A 17,503-nucleotide genomic window follows, 5' to 3' on the forward strand; every position below is an offset into this window, starting at 1 on the left:
CTAATTTATCTTCTTATATGATCCTAGTAACTTAAAGTAGGCTGAATTTTTTTCAATTAACTCTAAAGCGTTACGTACTCCATTACTTTCTATATCACCCTCAAAGTCTACATATAAGAAATATTTCCAAAAACTATCCTTCATTGGTCTTGATTCTATCTTAATCATATTAATATTATTTTCTGCAAAGTGTCTTAATAATCTAAATAGAGTTCCTGCCTCATTTTCAAGTGAAAATACAACACTCACCTTATCAGCCTCTTTTTCCGCCTTTAATTCTGGAGCTATTATAATAAATCTTGTATAATTATCCTTTTGATTATTAATACATTCTTTTATAATATCTAAACCGTAAATATCTGCTGCTCTTTTACTTGCAATTGCAGCTTTTGTTGTATCTCCAAGATCTTCAATTAATTTTGCACTAATTGCAGTATTGTGGAAAGGAATTAACTTCCAATGATGATATTGCTTTAAGAAATCACTACTTTGCTCTATTCCCTGTGGATGTGAATATATCTCATCTATTTCTTCGATAATTGATCCTTTAATACCAACTAAATGTTGCTCAATCCTTATACATTCTTCTCCCACAATATAGAATCCATATTTTCTTAAAAGATCATAAGTATCTGAAATTGCTCCAGTAGAAGAATTCTCTATTGGAATAATTCCATAATCAATAGCACCTATTTGTAGTGCTTGAAATACATCCTCAAATTCTTCATAAGCTGTTCTATTACACTCTTCACCAAAGAATTTAAGTAATGCCTCTTCTGTAAATGCACCTGCCACTCCTGGGAAGCCTACTCTGCTATTTTTATTTATAGCTTCCCTTGTAACTTTGATATCTGCTAGTTTATTATCTAAATCAATCATTCTCTTCTGAAGACCTCTGCTAATTTCCATAGTAGCATTTAGAAATTTTATTAACTCATCTGAGTAATCCTTATTTTGAAGATTATCTAAAGCTTTTTTTAATACTTCATCTTCTCTTCCTTTTTGAAGTACTCCAACACTGTTATCTTTCTTATACTTAGCTACTTTTAAAACAACATCCATTCTTTTTTCAAATAATTGAGTAAGCTCTTTATCTATCTCATCTATTTCTTTTCTATAATCCTCTAAAGCTTCCATCCGTCTCTCCCCTTTATTAAATCAAGAATTCCAATTGCAGTAACAGCTTCAATTACAGGAACAGCTCTTAGAACTATGCAAGGATCATGCCTTCCTTCTACTACTAATGTATCATTAGTTTTTTCTTTTATATTAACTGTATTTTGCTTTTTTATAATAGATGCTGTAGGCTTTATAGCAGCTTTAAACACTATTGGCATACCATTTGTAATACCACCTAATATTCCACCATTGTTATTTGTTCTAGTCATAATCTTATCATCTTTATAATAGAATTCATCGTTACATTCAGATCCATAAAGGTCTGCAACATCAAATCCTAATCCAAACTCTACACCCTTAACAGCAGGCACTGAAAATAATAAGTGAGATAATGTAGATTCAACAGAATCAAAGAATGGATCTCCTATACCTGCATCTATCCCAACAACAGCACATTCTATTACTCCACCAACAGAATCTCCACTATGCTTAGCATCTAAAATGACTTTTCTTATTTCCTCTTCAACAGAAGAATCTATTAATGCCATTTCTTTTTTCTTTATCTCTGTTAACTCATCCTTTGAAATATTCGTATAATCGAAAGCCTTATCATTAACATTTTTTATTCTTTTTATATGAGCACCTATTTCAATGCCCTGTTTTTCAAGTATTTGCTTACATATTGCTCCTGCAAATACTAATGGTGCAGTAATTCTTCCAGAAAAATGTCCTCCACCTCTATAATCATTAAAACCTGAGTATCTAATTAATCCAGTATAATCTGAATGTCCTGGTCTCATTAAATCCTTTAAATTTCCATAATCTTTAGAACGAGTATCACTATTTCTTATAATTGCACAAATTGGAGTTCCTGTAGTTCTTCCATTGAAATATCCGCTTAAAATTTCAGGAACATCTCCCTCTTTCCTCGCTGTAGCTAATTTACTTTGCCCTGGAGCTCTTCTCTTCATTTCAGCATCTATTTTCTCTAAATCAAGCTCAATTCCTGAAGGAAGTCCATCTATAGTAATTCCAATAGCATTTCCATGGGATTCTCCAAATATAGATACTTTTAAATTATTTCCCCATACTCCACTCATCAAATCTCCCTCCTAACATCTTAAAGTCTTCAAAAAATTGTGGATAGGATTTTGAAACACATTCATAATCCTTTATTATAATAGGCTCCTTACATCTCATAGAGGCTATAGCTAAGGTCATTGCAATTCTATGGTCCTTATGACTCCATACCTCAACACCACCATTAAACTCATCTACTCCATCAATAATTAACCCATCTTCTTTTTCTTCTATTCTCGCTCCTAATTTATTAAGCTCTAAGGTAACAGCATTTAATCTATCACATTCCTTTATTCTTAATCTTCCTGCATTAATAATCTCTGTTCTGCCCTTACTTAGAGCTGCAACTGCTGATAACACTGGAATTATATCTGGACATTGAGATGCATCTATTAATGTAGATTTAAGCTCACTTACCTTACATTTAATTCCACTATTCTCTTTAATAATAGATACATTCATTCTTTCAAGAATATCAATAACTTCTCTATCTCCTTGAAGTGAGTTCTCCTTAAGATCTAAAACTTTAACCTCTGCCCCTAATGCATCTGCTGATAAAAAGAAAGCTCCTTGAGAATAATCTCCCTCAACTCTATAGTCTCTACTATTATAACTTTGATTACCCTTAATAATAAACTCTTCATAATTATTATTAATTACTTCAACACCAAAGTCTTTCATAGCTGATAATGTCAAATCAAGGTATCCTTTAGATTCTAATTCCGTAGTTATTATTATCTTTGAGTCTCCTTCTAATAAAGGTAATGTAAATAGTAGTCCTGTTATGAATTGAGAACTTATATTTCCCTTAATCTTAAATTCTCCTGATTTTAGTAATCCAGATGTTACTAGATCAAGTTCTCCTTCTTTATAAGAGTATTCTATGCCTTGTTCATCAAATATATCATAGTAAGTATTTAAAGGTCTCTTACCTAAATTACCCCTACCTACAAATCTAGTAACTCCCTCAAATGCTAAAGAAATAGGTACTAAGAATCTTAAAGTAGACCCAGATTCATTACAATCAATCACTCTCTCATAGTCTCTATTGGAAATTAACTCTTTAGATTTTATTCCTCTTACTTCTAAATATTCATCCTTATCATCTATTACCGCTCCCAGTGCCCTCATAGCATCAATTGTAGCTATCATATCATCTGAAAAATCTATATTAGCAACTCTACTTATCCCTTCACCTAAAGCTGCACATATTACAGCTCTATGAGCCATGCTTTTTGAGGGTGGTATCTTCACCTCTCCTTTAAGCATCTTTGGATAAAGTTTTAAATTTCCCATTATCTCACCGCCTTAAAAAACATAGGTGTAGTATCATATATAAAGCTTTCTCCAATATCCTTTATAAGAATTATTTTTAGTGTACTTCCTAAGTTTTTCTTATCTAAAGCTATTGTATCAACTATTATTTGATTATCATCTAAATCAACATCATAAGGTAGGTCATAATTAATTAAAATCTCTTTAATTTCCTCTGCTATACCTTTTTTTGTTAGCCCCTCTACTTCACTCTTTAAAGTAATATTATACATTCCAATACCAACGGCTTCCCCATGGCTATATCCTGTAAAATTATAATACTTCTCTATAGCATGGCCTAATGTGTGTCCAAAGTTTAAAAGCATCCTATCTCCAAGATCTTTTTCATCCTTTTCAACTACCATTTTCTTGATTAAACAGCAATTATAGATTATATGCTCTATATTATCCATAACCTCAACCCTATTATTTAGCCCTTTTAGCATGTAGAAGAATTCTCTATCTTTTATACAACCATATTTAATTACCTCAGCCATTCCATCTTTATAGAACTTTTCAGTTAATGTATCTAATACCTCCGGATCAATAAATACCGCCTTAGGTTGATAGAAACTTCCAACTAGGTTCTTACCTCTTTCTAAATCAACTGCTACTTTGCCGCCTACAGAGCTATCCACCTGTGCTAATAAAGATGTTGGTACTTGTATAAATGGTATCCCTCTTAAGAAGGAAGAGGCTGCAAAGCCTCCTAAGTCTCCTATTACTCCACCACCAAGAGTAATAATAAGATCCTTCCTAGTTAATTTGAAATCTAATAATTCATTATATATTTTTGGAAGAGTATTGAAAGATTTAGTCTCTTCACCTGGCTCTAAAACCATAGTCTTAGTTATAAATCCTACTTTTTCTAGAGACTTTGTAACCCTATCTCCATAGTACTTATTTACATTATCATCAGTTATAATAAAGATTTTACTACCTTTATATATATTCTTAATCTCTTCACCTAACTTGCTTAATAAGCCTTTTTCAATAATGATATTATAACTATTCTCTTTTAAATCTACATATAACTCTTTTCTCACTTATATCATCCTTTATTATTAAATTTCTCTTCCAACTGCCTTTGCAATTACTCTTAACTCTTCAACTAATTCGCCATAAACACTTGGCTTAATTGATTGTTGTCCATCACATAAAGCCTTAGCTGGATCATTATGAACTTCAATTATTAATCCATCTGCTCCTATTGCCACCGCTGCCTTAGCTAATGGATCTACCATCCACCATTTTCCTGCTGCATGACTTGGATCTACTACTACTGGTAAGTGACTTAATTTTTTAATTGCTGGTATAGCGCTTAAATCTAATGTGTTTCTAGTGTAAGTTTCAAAGGTTCTTATTCCTCTTTCACAAAGAACTACATTTTCATTTCCACCTGCCATAACATACTCAGCAGACATTAGCCATTCTTCTATTGTTGCAGATAACCCTCTCTTTAAAAGAATTGTCTTACTAGTCTTCCCTAATTCTCTTAATAAATCAAAGTTTTGCATATTTCTTGCACCAACTTGAATTACATCAACATTTTCTTCAAATACTTCTATATCATATGGTGACATTATTTCTGTAACTATTGGAAGACCTGTCTTCTCTCTAGCGATCTTTAATAATTCTAATCCATCATACTTTAGTCCTTGGAATGCATATGGTGAAGTTCTAGGTTTGAATGCTCCGCCTCTTAAGAAGTTTGCCCCTAACCTCTTAACATCTTCTGCAATTGAAATGATTTGTTCTTCTGTTTCTACTGAACATGGTCCAGCTATCATAGCTAATTTATTTCCACCAATTTTATTTCCTTTAACATCAACTATTGTTGGTTCTGGATGGAACATCTTATTAGCCTTTTTGAAAGGTTCTGCTACATGCATTACCTTCTCAACATTCCTATTGGCTTCAATTTGAGTTGCATCAATATTACTTGTATCACCAACTAATCCTAATATTATAAGATCTTTTCCTATAACTGGATTAACCTCTACACCTTTCTTTTGAAGCTCTTCTGTTAAATTTTGAATTTCCCTTTTTTCTGTATTTGCTTTTAAAATTACTATCATGATTTTGCCCCCTTAATATTTAAAAATTTAATAAAAAAGAGAGCCCTATAATGAGCTCTCTAAGATAATCCCTTTTACATAAAATACCTTTATATGCTTATAAAAATTATACACCCATTAGAAACGAATTATTATTTTTTTGGTAGAAGAAATAGCCAGCGCTAAAATAAAAGCCCCAGAATGTAAAGTAAAAGAAGCTATATAATTTTGCTACTATTGTTCCAATAATTCCTTTCATAGTGTCCTCCTATTAACATATTCTTAACATTTTCTCATTCTAGCTAACAAAATAATATTTCTAGAATGTTATTTGTATCAATTTAAAATAAATATTATTCTTTTTTAATAATTATATCAGACTGAGATCAAGTGTCAATATCTTTTTATAATTTTTTACAAAATTGGTGAAACCAATCTTATTATAGACTCTTTTATTTTCATCCAATTACTTCTATTATTATATTCTACCTTTGTAATTAATTCAGAATCATCAATATCTCTAAAGAATTGATCCTCCATTTCCTTTGCAATTCTATCATCAAATATAAAAGCATTTACCTCGAAATTAAGTTTAAAACTTCTAATGTCCATATTGGCAGTTCCAATAGTCGATACTTGGCTATCAACAACTATTGATTTTGCATGAATAAATCCATTTTGATAAGTATATATTTTAGCTCCTGCCTCTATAAGATCACCAATATATGCACTTGCAGCCCAACTCATAAATATATGATCTGGATTACCTGGAATAATGATTCTAACATCCACTCCTGATAATGCTGATAGCTTAAGTGATGCAAGCATAGATTCATCTGGAACAAAATAAGGAGTTTCCAAATAAACATTTTTCTTTGCATTATTTATCATTTTAATGTACGCATTTTTAATATATTCCTCATCATGGTCAGGACCACTTGTTACTATTTGTATTCCTACATCTCCATCATTATAAGGTCTCTTAGGATAAAACTTTGAGAAGTCCTCAATATCTTCTTTAGATGCATAGCACCAATCCAAGAGAAACCTATCAGTTAAATCATTAACTGCTTCACCTCTTATTCTTATATGGGTATCTCTCCAAAAGCCTATTTTTTTATCTTGATTTATATATTCCTTACCAACATTAAATCCACCAGTATATCCATACTCACCATCTATTACAACCATCTTTCTGTGATTTCTATAATTTATACGAGTATTTATATGTGGTAAAATTCCTGGAAAGAATATTTCAAACTTCCCACCATTATTAATAAATGACTTTAATGATCCTTTAGTTAAACTATGTGATCCCATGCTATCAACTAAAAATCTTACTTCCACTCCCTCTAATGCTTTTCTTTCTAATATCTCTATTATTCTTTTTCCAATATTATCTCTTCTAAATATGTAATATTGTATATGAATAAATTTTTTAGCCTTTTCTAAATCCTTTATTAATTGCCTAAATTTATCTTCTCCATCATAAAAAATATCAAGTTCATTTCCTGTAGTATACTTTGCTCCAGAATGATTAAAGTTCATCTTTCTTAAGTCAAAATACTGATCACTACCATGATGACCTTCTTTATCTTCAGTAAATCTACTAGATAATTCCCGCCTTTTATTTTCATCTATTTCTTTCTTTTCCTTAAAAATCTTCTCCCTACTTAGATTCTGACCAAGAAGAAGATATATTATGAATCCTATTCCAGGCAATACAATCATTATTAATAGCCAAGCCCACGTTGTGGTTGGATCTTTTCTTTCAATAAATATCAACGAAAAGGAGAATATCATATTCATTAATACAACTAATATACCTATAGCTATAAATACCTTCATCATATTTTTCCCCTCCCTTTTAATAATTACCTAAAATTATATAATTTTTAAGCTTTTTAAGCAAATATTACTTGCCCTATAGCTATATTTAATTATTCAATTAACGTCACTGAAAATTTTATTCATTTTTTTATTTCAATATCATTTATTATTTTCCATATAATAAAAAAGGATGAAAATAAATCTTCATTTATTTTCATCCCTTTATTTAATTTTGTTTATATACTATTTACCGAAGTATCTTGATAATAAACCTTGGAATGCCATTCCATGTCTAGCTTCATCTTTACACATTTCATGAACTGTGTCGTGAATTGCATCTAAGTTTAATTGCTTAGCTAATGTAGCTAAATCTTTCTTACCTTGGCAAGCTCCATGTTCTGCGTCTACTCTCTTTTGAAGGTTTGTCTTTGTATCAGCATCAACAACTTCTCCTAATAATTCAGCAAACTTTGCAGCATGTTCTGCTTCTTCGAAAGCGATTCTCTTATAAGCTTCTGCTACTTCTGGGAACCCTTCTCTATCAGCTTGTCTTGACATTGCTAAGTACATTCCTACTTCTGTACATTCTCCAATAAAGTTAGCTTGTAATCCTTCAACGATTCTTGGATCTGCATCTGCTGCAACTCCAATTCTATGTTCATCAGCCCAAGCCATATCCCCTGATTGTTCTACGAACTTATCAGCACCTACTCCACATACTGGACACTTTTCTGGTGCTTGATCTCCCTCGTGAACATAACCACATACTGTACATACAAATTTCTTCATTTTAATATCCTCCCTAAAATCCATTTTATTTATTTAAATTTAATTATCTGACTTTTCTTTAGTTGATTTCTTTTCCTTAAGATTATTATATAATAATAATTATTATTTGTAAAGAGCTTTTTATTTATTTTCCTACATTTCCAATTATATTCTCCTAATTCCGTAAATAATACCTCCTATAGGCACTCCTTTTAATAAAATCTATAAATTCCCTATATACATCTAAGCCATCATACTTATATAAAGATATCTTTGTAGGTATTACTTCAAAGACCTTATTATCCATAAGTTTTGAATATCCTTCATAAGAGCTTTTATGCTTTAACTTGAAAACTTTTTTAAATTCTTCAAACTTCTTATCATAAAAATCTCCTATATAGGTTACCTTACCCTCTATCTGTATATTATCCACGCACAGTGCTACATTTTTATTTTTTTCTATTTCTCTACATTTATCAAAGTTGTAATCCGTTTGAAAGTAAAACTTCTCATTATTTATTACAATACTCATATTTCTAGCACTTACTTTTTGGCTATCTGTAGTAGCAAGTACCATTATCTTTGTATCCCCAATACTTCTAAAAAATTCTTCCTTTACTTTATTAAAATCTAATTTATCTTCTACCTCCTTAAATGCCGGTTGCCTAATAATTATTTTTAAATTTTTCTTATCAACCTCTGTTGGATTATCCAAATAAATTTCATGATAAAAACCTCTTGGAACATATCCCTCTGTATTAATCCTATCATTCATTTCAAGTATCTTTTCTTTTTTCTTATATAAGCCTACATGCTCCACTTGAAATGATATCCCTTCATTCATTTCTCGTTGTAGTACTTCATTTATTATATTCATATTATTTTTATTAAAGATTTCCTTACGTTTCTCTTCAAATATATCCTCACTTATAAAGCTAGGCATCTCCATCATAAGTCTCCATTTCCACTCTTCTTGAGATTCATCTTTAAAATCCCTATTATCATTAACCCACCATAGTACATTTAAATTAGAGATTAAAAAATCTTTATTATTTAATTTGTAATGATTTTTCAAAGCATATGCAACCGTATATAAAACATCTATCCCTTCCTTATATCTTCCTGATAAGTTAGAATCACCTTCACCATCTAAGGTTATATAATATGACTTTTTACAAAAAACCTTTTCTATTTTGCAAGCCTCTTTATCAATTAATTCATTATTATCTTTATTTAAACCAATTTTATTATTAATCCCCATATTCTCACCCCTAAAAACTCTTATAATAAAATTATAAATTACAAATAGGACACCTGCATGTCCTATTTGTAAATACTATACATTTTATATATTTTATTCTTAATAAGTTCTCTTAGTACTAAGGGCTCCATTACCTCAACCTCATCACCAAGTCCTAATAACATACTATATAACCATTGATCTTCTGGTAATGAAACCTCAACAATATTTTTTTCTTTATCCTTAATAATTTTATAATCATCAAAGTAATCGTCTATCTTCTCACAAAATTCATTTGTACATTTCAGTTTAATCTCTATAATATTATCTTCTCTATTACTAAATAAATCATCCAAATTTATATTTCTATCTTCATTATACTTATCCTTTATTATTAAATTGTTCATTCTTCTAACCTTAAATAATCTTCCTGATTCTTTTTTAAGGCAATATGCGTAAACATACCAATTAAATCCCTTAAATATTAATTTTATTATTTCTACAGTTCTATGTGATGATTCTCCATTTAAATTATTATAATAAAATTCTAACCTTTTAGATTCTTTCAAGGCTCTATCTATAATACTCAGCTTGTTTCTGGTCTTATCTCCATTTCCCCATGCTGAAAAATCTACAATAAGTCTAATATTTTTATCATCATACCTTTTACCATTAACTACCTCAAACTTTTCTTTCAAACTATTTATTTCCTGTGAATCATAGGATTTACCTAATCCCTCTAACAATGTTGCTATAAGATAAATATCACCTTTATTCATTACAGTATTATTTATTTTGTAATTATCCATTATTTCATAGCCACCATCTTGCCCCTTAAAAGACACAATGGGAATTCCTGCCCTATCAATTGCCTCAATATCCCTTTGTATTGTTTTTATTGATACTTCATATCTATTAGCTAGTTCCTTAGCATTAACACGTCCTTTATTATTTAAAGTCATTATTATGCTTATAAGCCTATCAATCTTCATATTCTCACCCCATTACATCCAAATATAATATATGGTCAGAAAATTGTACAGAGAAAAAAAGCTATCAAGTTTTTAAACTTGATAGCTTTTATATACTATATTATTTACCGAAGTATCTTTCTAATAGACCTTGGAATGCCATTCCATGTCTAGCTTCATCCTTACACATTTCATGAACAGTATCGTGAATTGCATCTAGGTTTAATTGCTTAGCTAATGTAGCTAAATCTTTCTTACCTTGGCAAGCTCCATGTTCTGCGTCTACTCTCTTTTGAAGGTTTGTCTTTGTATCAGCATCAACAACTTCTCCTAATAATTCAGCAAACTTTGCAGCATGTTCTGCTTCTTCGAAAGCTATTCTCTTATAAGCTTCTGCTACTTCTGGGAATCCTTCTCTATCAGCTTGTCTTGACATTGCTAAGTACATTCCTACTTCTGTACATTCACCCATAAAATTAGCTTGTAACCCTTCAATAATTCTTGGATCAACATCCGCTGCAACCCCGATTCTATGTTCGTCAGCATAAGCCATATTTTCTGATTGTTCTATGAACTTATCAGCACCTACTCCACATAATGGGCACTTTTCTGGTGCTTGATCTCCTTCGTGAATATATCCACATACTGTACATACAAATTTCTTCATAATAAAATCCTCCCTATATTTAACTAAATAATTTACTTTTTATATTTATCTTTTGTTTTCTCTTGTCTACATTTGTTATTATATAATAATTATTATTAGTTGTAAAGTCCTTTTTAAAAAGTTTTTATTATTTTTTATCCTAAATATATTCTACATTAATAAAGTTATTCCTTCGAAAAAATTCTTTTAATAGACTTTTTTCTTTTACCTTATTATAATTTTATTGTTATCTATTTAATTAGTCTATATGAAGGAGAAAAATATGGAAAATAATAATGAACATTTGAAACGAGAACTTGGTCTAGTAGCAGCAACTGCTATTGTTATAGGTAATATGATTGGTTCAGGAATTTTCACATCCCCACAAAGCTTAGCTCAGGTTTCAAATCCTTTAACCACAGCTTTAGCTTGGATTATTACTGGTATAGGTTCCGTTCTTCTGGCCTTAAGCTTCGCTAATTTAGGTACTAAATACCCTTCAACTGGAGGGCCTATAGTTTATACAAATAAAGCTTTTGGTGAATTTACCGCCTTCTTAGTGGCTTGGACCTTTTGGATTGGCTCATGGATAGGAAATGCAGCAATAATCACTGCGATTATTAGATATCTTACACCATTCTTCCCTATTCTTTCAGAGAATGGTTTAGTGGCTTTCATAGTTTCTTCAGCTTTTCTATGGGTACTTACTTATATTAACTATAGAGGTGTTAAAGAAGCTGGTATAGTTGGAATTATTACAACAACTCTAAAACTAGGAGTAATATTAGTATTTTTAATTATAGCAGTCTATGGATTTAATCCAGAGTATCTACAAACTTACTCTTCACCTGATGTTAAAGGCTTAGGATCATTGCCATCAGCTATTGCTGTAACACTATGGTCATTTGTTGGATTAGAAAGTGCTGTTGTTTCAGGTGGGGAAATTAAAAATCCTCATGTGAATATTAGAAGAAGTACAATACTTGGAACAATTTTTGCTTCTATTATATATCTAATTTTATCTGTTTTATCTATGGGTGGTCTATCTCAAGCAGAGTTAGCCTCAGCTGATGCACCATTATCTGCAATAATAAACAGTATAACTGGAGGAACTTGGGGAGGAGCCTTTATATCTTTAGGTGTAGTAATATCTGCTGCTGGAGCTGCTTCTGGTTGGATTATGACAACGGGTAGAATTGCATATGCTGCTGGTGAGGATAGATTATTCCCAAAATTCTTTGCGAAAATTCATCCAAAATTTAAAACACCAACAACAGCATTAATTATATCTACAATTTGCACAAATCTATTACTAATTGCAAATTATATTTCAACTTTAACCTCAGCCTTTGACTTTATGATAAACCTAGCAACATTATCATTTATTCCTGCTTATGCCTTAAGTGCTTGTGCAGAAATAATACTTACATATAAGTCAGGTAATAAATTAACCTTTGGTAGATTCATGAAACATAGCTTCTTCTCACTTTTAGCTTTTATTTATGCAATCTACATAATATACGGTTCTGGTTCAGTTTCAGCTATGTGGATATTTATTCTTATGTTAATAGGAATACCTTTCTACGTATATAAGAAACTTCAGGAGAAAAATTAAATAGCACCAAGAGGTAACTAACTATAGATGTTATATAAACTAAAAACATCTTTAATGAATTTATTCCACCTGAACTAGTTTGATTTCGTGGAACATTTCTATCTTTTGTAAAATAAACACAAGGAGTCTCATATTTCTTAGAAGGCTACATCTCGAAGAGCTAGTAGACTTGAAAGGATATATGAGACTCCTTGTGCTAGATTTCATCACATCTATAGTTTAATATGTTATAAGAAATTATCTAATTTCCTTTCCGAAAGGCATTAGAGATAGCTTGGCTAACTTTAGGCATTGTGCAGCAAAAGGGATTCCTACAATGGTTATACATAATAAAACTGCACTAACTAAATTTGCTACACATAAAGCAAACCCACCAAATATAATCCATAAAATATTTAATATAAGATTTCCTGCTCCATCATTTACAGTTACTACTTCTTTCCCAAAAGGAGCAAATTGTAATGCTGCCATCTTAAAGCACTGAAGGCCTACTGGTATTCCTACAATTGTTACACACCATAAGCATCCTGTAAGAAGCCAACCTAATGCATTAAAAAAACCCCCACATATTATCCATATAATATTTCCTAAACAACTCATCTTATTTCCTCCACAATTTCTTTCTTACATTATATAGTGTTAAGCTTATTTATGTCTAAGTTTTTTATTATCTTTTTATGAAGACTTTTCTAATATATTGCGAATATATCTATGAAGGGTAAATTTACTTAGATTTATGAAGGGGGATAGAATGATTACAAATAATAACTTTCTCAAAGAGCTTAAGTATAAAAATCCAAAGGCCTTGGATTATATATTAGATATTTACGGTAATCTTATTTATAGAATTGCCTATATGAATTTGAATTCTAAAGAGCTTAGTGAAGAATGTGTAAATGATGTTCTCATGAAAGTATGGCTTAGTATTGATGGTTACGATTATCCAGAGGATAAGTTTAAAAATTGGATTGCTGCTATTGCTAAATACACCTCTATAGATATATTAAGAAAAGAGAAGAAACATTTTAATAATGTACCAGATGAAGATTTAAATATATTCTCTACTGAAGAACTAGAGAATGAATATATAACCAAAGAAGAACTGTTAATAGTAAAAAAATATATTACGCACTTTAAAGAGATAGATCGAAATATTTTTATTCAACAATTCTTTATGAATAAAAGTTTAAAGGAAATCGCTGAAATGTATAATTTAAGTCCAAAAGCTGTTAATTTGCGAATAATAAGAGCTAGGAAAAAGCTAACAGAACTTATTATAAAGGAGTGAAATCTAGAATGAATAAATTTGATCCAATTGATATAGAGGAATCTAAATTGCCAGAAGTATCCTTAACTGAAGAGCAAAAAAAGAAGATTAGAAGTTCTATCAAAATAAATTTAAATCGTTGTATTAAATCAAACTCAGACTTAGATATAGATACTTCTCTAAATAATATTTACTCAATATACAACTCCCTTGGTCCTGAGAGAGACAAGACTCTTCACCTAACTCAAAATGCTAAAGTAATACAAAAACTTGTTCTGGATGCTTTTGATAAAAAATACTGCCCTACAGAAAATGAACTCTTGCTAAAAAAATTCTTAAATGTTGGTGCTGGAAATGAATCAGTTACCTTACCTGCTGTTTGGAGTAAAACGCCATTCTATGCTCAACTTTATTTGACAAAAAGCCAGCTTACATTGCACTATTTAGATAATTTATTTAGAACTGTTGATAGTTATAATATTCCTATCTCTAAAATCACCAATGCTTATTTATCTAATATTCATGAGGATAACTGTTACTTTAGTAACGTTAACCTTTGCATTGAAGTTAATAATAGAAATGTAACTATTCCAGAATTTCATTTAGTATCTGAAACCCCATCAAATACTACAGATATAGAGGAAGTATTAACAAAGCTACAATCTTTAGGCGTACCATCCTTCAAGCCTAATAAAAAACATTTTTCAATCTCATCTATAATATGTATAACTATAATATTATTTTTGATTAGTGTCCTTATAGGTGTACTAACAATGTAATATACCTAGTTGACTTTGCTTATCTAAAACTATATAATTACTTATATTGTTAATATTTATATAGTTATAGCGTTGAATAGAAGTAGTACCATACTTCTTATATCTTAAGAGAGTCATTGGTTGGTGGAAAATGATGATATAAATATGGGAACTTGTCTACGAGCTTACTTGTTAGAAGCAGGTACGGTTAGCACCGTTATAGTATTTGAGTGAGGATATTATTATCCTAATTAGAGTGGTACCACGGAAGTATAACTTTCGTCTCTTTGTATAGAGACGAGAGTTTTTTTATTATCCAAAAACTACTAAAGCATATTTACATTCAATTTTAAGGAGGAAATTAATATGGGAAGCTACGGAACTGCTATTGATAAGAAATGGCAAGACAAATGGGAAAAAGAAGAATTATATAAATTCAATCCTGAAAATTTAGAGAAGAAACTATATACACTTGAAATGTTCTCTTACCCATCTGGAAGTCAGCTACATGCTGGTCACTGGTTTAACTATGGTCCTGTTGATTCATGGGCTAGAATGAAGAGAATGGAAGGTTATAATGTATTCCAACCAATGGGGTTTGATGCTTTTGGTTTACCAGCTGAAAACTTTGCTATAAAGACTGGTATACATCCACAAGATTCTACTTATAAGAATATAGAAACTATGGAACAGCAATTAAGAGCTATGGGTGCTATGTTCAACTGGGAAAATGAAGTTGTTACTTGTGACCCTAATTATTATAAGTGGACTCAATGGTTATTCTTAAAACTATATGAAAAAGGATTAGCATACAGAAAGAAAGCTCCTGTAAATTGGTGCCCATCATGTAATACAGTTCTTGCTAATGAACAAGTTCTTGATGGTGAGTGTGAAAGATGTTCTACAGAAGTTACTAAGAAAGAGCTTACTCAATGGTTCTTAAAGATTACTGATTATGCTGATGAATTACTAGATGACTTAGATGGATTAGATTGGCCTGAAAAGACTGTAGCTATGCAAAAGCACTGGATTGGTAGATCAACTGGTGCTGAAGTAACTTTCAAAGTTAAAAATTCAGATTTAAGCTTTGATGTATTTACTACAAGAGCTGATACTTTAAATGGTGTTACTTATGTTGTTTTAGCTCCTGAAAATAAGCTAGTTGATGTATTAGCTACTGATGAAAATAAATCTGCTATTGAAGAATATAAAGATATGGCTGCGAAACAATCTGAAATAGAAAGACAATCAATTTCAAAGGAAAAGACAGGGGTATTCACTGGCTCATATGCTATAAACCCTATCAACGGAAAAGAAGTTCCAATATGGGTTTCTGACTATGTACTTGCAACTTATGGTACTGGTGCTGTTATGGCTGTTCCAGCTCATGATGAAAGAGATTATGCTTTTGCAACTAAGTTTAATTTACCAATCCAAAGAGTTGTTACTCCTAAAAATGGTAAAGATACTGAACTTCCTTACTGCGAATATGGTGTTCTTGTAAACTCTGGTGAGTTTGATGGATTAACAACTGAATATGCTAAAGAAAAGATAATAGAAAAGTTATCTACACAAGACTTAGGTACTCAAAAGGTTAACTTTAGATTAAGAGACTGGTTAGTTTCAAGACAAAGATACTGGGGTGCTCCAATTCCAATGATTTATTGTGATAAATGTGGGACTGTTCCAGTACCTGAAAAGGAGCTTCCAGTTGAACTTCCATATGATGTTGAGTTTGCACCAGATGGTAAGTCACCACTTGCTAAGACTGAATCTTTCTTAAATTGTACATGTCCAACATGTGGTGGTCATGCTACTAGAGAATGTGATACTTTAGATACATTTGTATGCTCATCATGGTATTACTTAAGATACCCTGATAATAAGAATACTGATATGCCATTTAATCCTGAATTAATAAATAAGATGCTTCCTGTTGATAAATATGTTGGAGGTCCTGAACATGCTTGTATGCATCTTCTTTACGCTAGATTTATCACTAAGGCATTAAGAGATATGGGATACCTAAACTTTGATGAACCATTTAAATCATTAACTCACCAAGGATTAATCTTAGGACCAGATGGATTAAAAATGAGTAAATCTAAGGGAAATACTATTTCTCCTGATACTTATATCAGCCAATATGGTGCAGACGTATTTAGAATGTACTTAATGTTTGGTTTCTCTTATGTTGAAGGTGGAGCTTGGAGTGACGATGGAATTAAGTCAGTTGCTAGATTCGTAGATAGAATTGAAAGAACTCTAGAAATGTCTGTTGCTTCTATAAATAGTGATGAAAATACTAAAGCTACAATTGATAAGGCTGAAAAAGAATTAAACTTCTGGAGACATACAGCAATTAAGGGTGTTACCGAAGATGGAGATAAAATGCAATTCAATACTGCTATTGCAAGAATGATGGAATTTGTAAATGCTCTATCTAAGTATCAACAGGAGGATATTAAAAATCCTGAATTCTTAAAGGAAGTTGTATTAGACTTTATAAGATTACTTGCACCATTTGCTCCTCATTTCTCAGAAGAGCAATGGAACTTAATAGGTATGACTACTTCTGTATTTAATGAAAAGTGGCCAGTATTTGATCCTACTGCTTTAATTAAGGATGAAGTTGAAATAGCTATCCAAGTTAATGGTAAGATTAAGAATAGAATTAATGTTCCTTCTGATCTTGATGAAGAAGGTATAAAAGCTGCTGCTTTAGATGATGAAATTATCAAAGAAAATACTGAAGGTAAGAATATTGTTAAAGTTATTGTTATCAAGGGTAGATTAGTTAATATAGTTGTAAAATAAAAAAAGTGGCTTAGCCACTTT

Annotated in this window: 16 protein-coding genes and 1 other annotated feature; of the genes, 4 read left to right on the plus strand and 12 right to left on the minus strand. The window is 30.9% G+C overall.

The genetic code is table 11. The features are described 5' to 3' along the window. The 11 genes from pheA to ACSYT2_RS14470 all read right to left on the minus strand — a co-directional run bounded on the left by pheA (position 1) and on the right by ACSYT2_RS14470 (position 11,046). The gene (gene pheA / locus ACSYT2_RS14420) at positions 1-1,137 is read right to left on the minus strand and encodes a prephenate dehydratase (protein ID WP_430856848.1); all 1,137 of its coding nucleotides are present in this window, start codon (positions 1,135-1,137) and stop codon (positions 1-3) included. Beyond that, positions 1,125-2,219 (minus strand): chorismate synthase, encoded by a 1,095-nt coding sequence (gene aroC / locus ACSYT2_RS14425; RefSeq protein ID WP_430856849.1) that lies wholly within the window; start codon positions 2,217-2,219, stop codon positions 1,125-1,127. Before aroC ends, pheA begins: the two co-directional genes overlap by 13 nt. Beyond that, positions 2,197-3,495, minus strand: a complete 1,299-nt coding sequence (aroA, locus tag ACSYT2_RS14430; protein ID WP_438385079.1) for a 3-phosphoshikimate 1-carboxyvinyltransferase — start codon at positions 3,493-3,495, stop codon at positions 2,197-2,199. The genes aroC and aroA overlap by 23 nt, the downstream gene beginning before the upstream one ends. Then, positions 3,495-4,559, minus strand: coding sequence for a 3-dehydroquinate synthase (aroB, locus tag ACSYT2_RS14435; protein ID WP_430856851.1), 1,065 nt, complete (start codon positions 4,557-4,559; stop codon positions 3,495-3,497). The genes aroA and aroB overlap by 1 nt, the downstream gene beginning before the upstream one ends. 18 nt (positions 4,560-4,577) lie before the next feature. Further along, on the minus strand, positions 4,578-5,591 hold the full coding sequence (gene aroF, locus ACSYT2_RS14440) for a 3-deoxy-7-phosphoheptulonate synthase (RefSeq protein WP_430856852.1): 1,014 nt from the start codon (positions 5,589-5,591) through the stop codon (positions 4,578-4,580). A 106-nt stretch (positions 5,592-5,697) separates the two neighbouring features. Further along, positions 5,698-5,829 carry a hypothetical protein gene (locus tag ACSYT2_RS14445; RefSeq protein ID WP_430856853.1) on the minus strand — a complete coding sequence of 44 codons (132 nt, stop codon included), beginning with the start codon at positions 5,827-5,829 and terminating at the stop codon, positions 5,698-5,700. Between the two features lie 155 nt (positions 5,830-5,984). Then, positions 5,985-7,418: a cardiolipin synthase gene (gene cls / locus ACSYT2_RS14450; RefSeq protein WP_438385104.1), complete on the minus strand. Its 1,434-nt coding sequence runs from the start codon at positions 7,416-7,418 to the stop codon at positions 5,985-5,987. A 225-nt stretch (positions 7,419-7,643) separates the two neighbouring features. Beyond that, complete coding sequence (locus ACSYT2_RS14455) at positions 7,644-8,189, minus strand: NADH peroxidase (RefSeq protein ID WP_430856854.1); 546 nt, start codon at positions 8,187-8,189, stop codon at positions 7,644-7,646. 154 nt (positions 8,190-8,343) lie between these two features. Further along, entirely contained in the window at positions 8,344-9,429 is a 1,086-nt protein-coding gene (locus tag ACSYT2_RS14460; protein ID WP_438385080.1) for a pyridoxamine 5'-phosphate oxidase family protein, read from the minus strand. 62 nt (positions 9,430-9,491) lie between these two features. After that, entirely contained in the window at positions 9,492-10,400 is a 909-nt protein-coding gene (locus ACSYT2_RS14465) for a helix-turn-helix transcriptional regulator (protein WP_438385081.1), read from the minus strand. A 100-nt stretch (positions 10,401-10,500) separates the two neighbouring features. Further along, positions 10,501-11,046: an NADH peroxidase gene (locus tag ACSYT2_RS14470; RefSeq protein WP_430856857.1), complete on the minus strand. Its 546-nt coding sequence runs from the start codon at positions 11,044-11,046 to the stop codon at positions 10,501-10,503. 262 nt (positions 11,047-11,308) lie between these two features. Here ACSYT2_RS14470 and ACSYT2_RS14475 point away from each other — a divergent pair, with 262 nt between their 5' ends. Continuing rightward, positions 11,309-12,640 carry an amino acid permease gene (locus ACSYT2_RS14475; protein WP_430856858.1) on the plus strand — a complete coding sequence of 444 codons (1,332 nt, stop codon included), beginning with the start codon at positions 11,309-11,311 and terminating at the stop codon, positions 12,638-12,640. 237 nt (positions 12,641-12,877) lie between these two features. Here the strand turns inward: ACSYT2_RS14475 and ACSYT2_RS14480 are convergent, their stop codons facing one another. Then, a complete protein-coding gene (locus ACSYT2_RS14480) occupies positions 12,878-13,240 on the minus strand; it encodes a YccF domain-containing protein (RefSeq protein WP_430856859.1) in 363 nt (120 codons plus the stop codon). Between the two features lie 151 nt (positions 13,241-13,391). On the opposite strand from ACSYT2_RS14480, the gene ACSYT2_RS14485 reads away from it, so the two are divergent. From ACSYT2_RS14485 to leuS, 3 genes are all read left to right on the plus strand, one after another. Continuing rightward, positions 13,392-13,928 carry a sigma-70 family RNA polymerase sigma factor gene (locus tag ACSYT2_RS14485; RefSeq protein WP_438385082.1) on the plus strand — a complete coding sequence of 179 codons (537 nt, stop codon included), beginning with the start codon at positions 13,392-13,394 and terminating at the stop codon, positions 13,926-13,928. Positions 13,929-13,936: 8 nt separating this feature from the next. Beyond that, a complete protein-coding gene (locus ACSYT2_RS14490) occupies positions 13,937-14,686 on the plus strand; it encodes a hypothetical protein (protein ID WP_438385083.1) in 750 nt (249 codons plus the stop codon). Between the two features lie 63 nt (positions 14,687-14,749). Then, positions 14,750-14,955 (plus strand) — a binding site (T-box leader). 76 nt (positions 14,956-15,031) lie between these two features. Further along, positions 15,032-17,482: a leucine--tRNA ligase gene (gene leuS / locus ACSYT2_RS14495; protein WP_438385084.1), complete on the plus strand. Its 2,451-nt coding sequence runs from the start codon at positions 15,032-15,034 to the stop codon at positions 17,480-17,482. Positions 17,483-17,503: the final 21 nt, after the last annotated feature.

Origin of the sequence: Clostridium zhoujianii, from assembly GCF_051590805.1 — a bacterium.
GTDB lineage: Bacteria > Bacillota > Clostridia > Clostridiales > Clostridiaceae > Clostridium.

What these genes read in the sequence shown, in the direction of transcription:
- pheA (WP_430856848.1), bottom strand. Translation starts at nt 1,137, where the DNA reads ATGGAAGCTTTAGAGGATTATAGAAAAGAAATAGATGAGATAGATAAA.
- aroC (WP_430856849.1), bottom strand. Translation starts at nt 2,219, where the DNA reads ATGAGTGGAGTATGGGGAAATAATTTAAAAGTATCTATATTTGGAGAA.
- aroA (WP_438385079.1), bottom strand. Translation starts at nt 3,495, where the DNA reads ATGGGAAATTTAAAACTTTATCCAAAGATGCTTAAAGGAGAGGTGAAG.
- aroF (WP_430856852.1), bottom strand. Translation starts at nt 5,591, where the DNA reads ATGATAGTAATTTTAAAAGCAAATACAGAAAAAAGGGAAATTCAAAAT.
- ACSYT2_RS14445 (WP_430856853.1), bottom strand. Translation starts at nt 5,829, where the DNA reads ATGAAAGGAATTATTGGAACAATAGTAGCAAAATTATATAGCTTCTTT.
- cls (WP_438385104.1), bottom strand. Translation starts at nt 7,418, where the DNA reads ATGAAGGTATTTATAGCTATAGGTATATTAGTTGTATTAATGAATATG.
- ACSYT2_RS14455 (WP_430856854.1), bottom strand. Translation starts at nt 8,189, where the DNA reads ATGAAGAAATTTGTATGTACAGTATGTGGTTATGTTCACGAGGGAGAT.
- ACSYT2_RS14460 (WP_438385080.1), bottom strand. Translation starts at nt 9,429, where the DNA reads ATGGGGATTAATAATAAAATTGGTTTAAATAAAGATAATAATGAATTA.
- ACSYT2_RS14465 (WP_438385081.1), bottom strand. Translation starts at nt 10,400, where the DNA reads ATGAAGATTGATAGGCTTATAAGCATAATAATGACTTTAAATAATAAA.
- ACSYT2_RS14470 (WP_430856857.1), bottom strand. Translation starts at nt 11,046, where the DNA reads ATGAAGAAATTTGTATGTACAGTATGTGGATATATTCACGAAGGAGAT.
- ACSYT2_RS14475 (WP_430856858.1), top strand. Translation starts at nt 11,309, where the DNA reads ATGGAAAATAATAATGAACATTTGAAACGAGAACTTGGTCTAGTAGCA.
- ACSYT2_RS14480 (WP_430856859.1), bottom strand. Translation starts at nt 13,240, where the DNA reads ATGAGTTGTTTAGGAAATATTATATGGATAATATGTGGGGGTTTTTTT.
- ACSYT2_RS14485 (WP_438385082.1), top strand. Translation starts at nt 13,392, where the DNA reads ATGATTACAAATAATAACTTTCTCAAAGAGCTTAAGTATAAAAATCCA.
- ACSYT2_RS14490 (WP_438385083.1), top strand. Translation starts at nt 13,937, where the DNA reads ATGAATAAATTTGATCCAATTGATATAGAGGAATCTAAATTGCCAGAA.
- leuS (WP_438385084.1), top strand. Translation starts at nt 15,032, where the DNA reads ATGGGAAGCTACGGAACTGCTATTGATAAGAAATGGCAAGACAAATGG.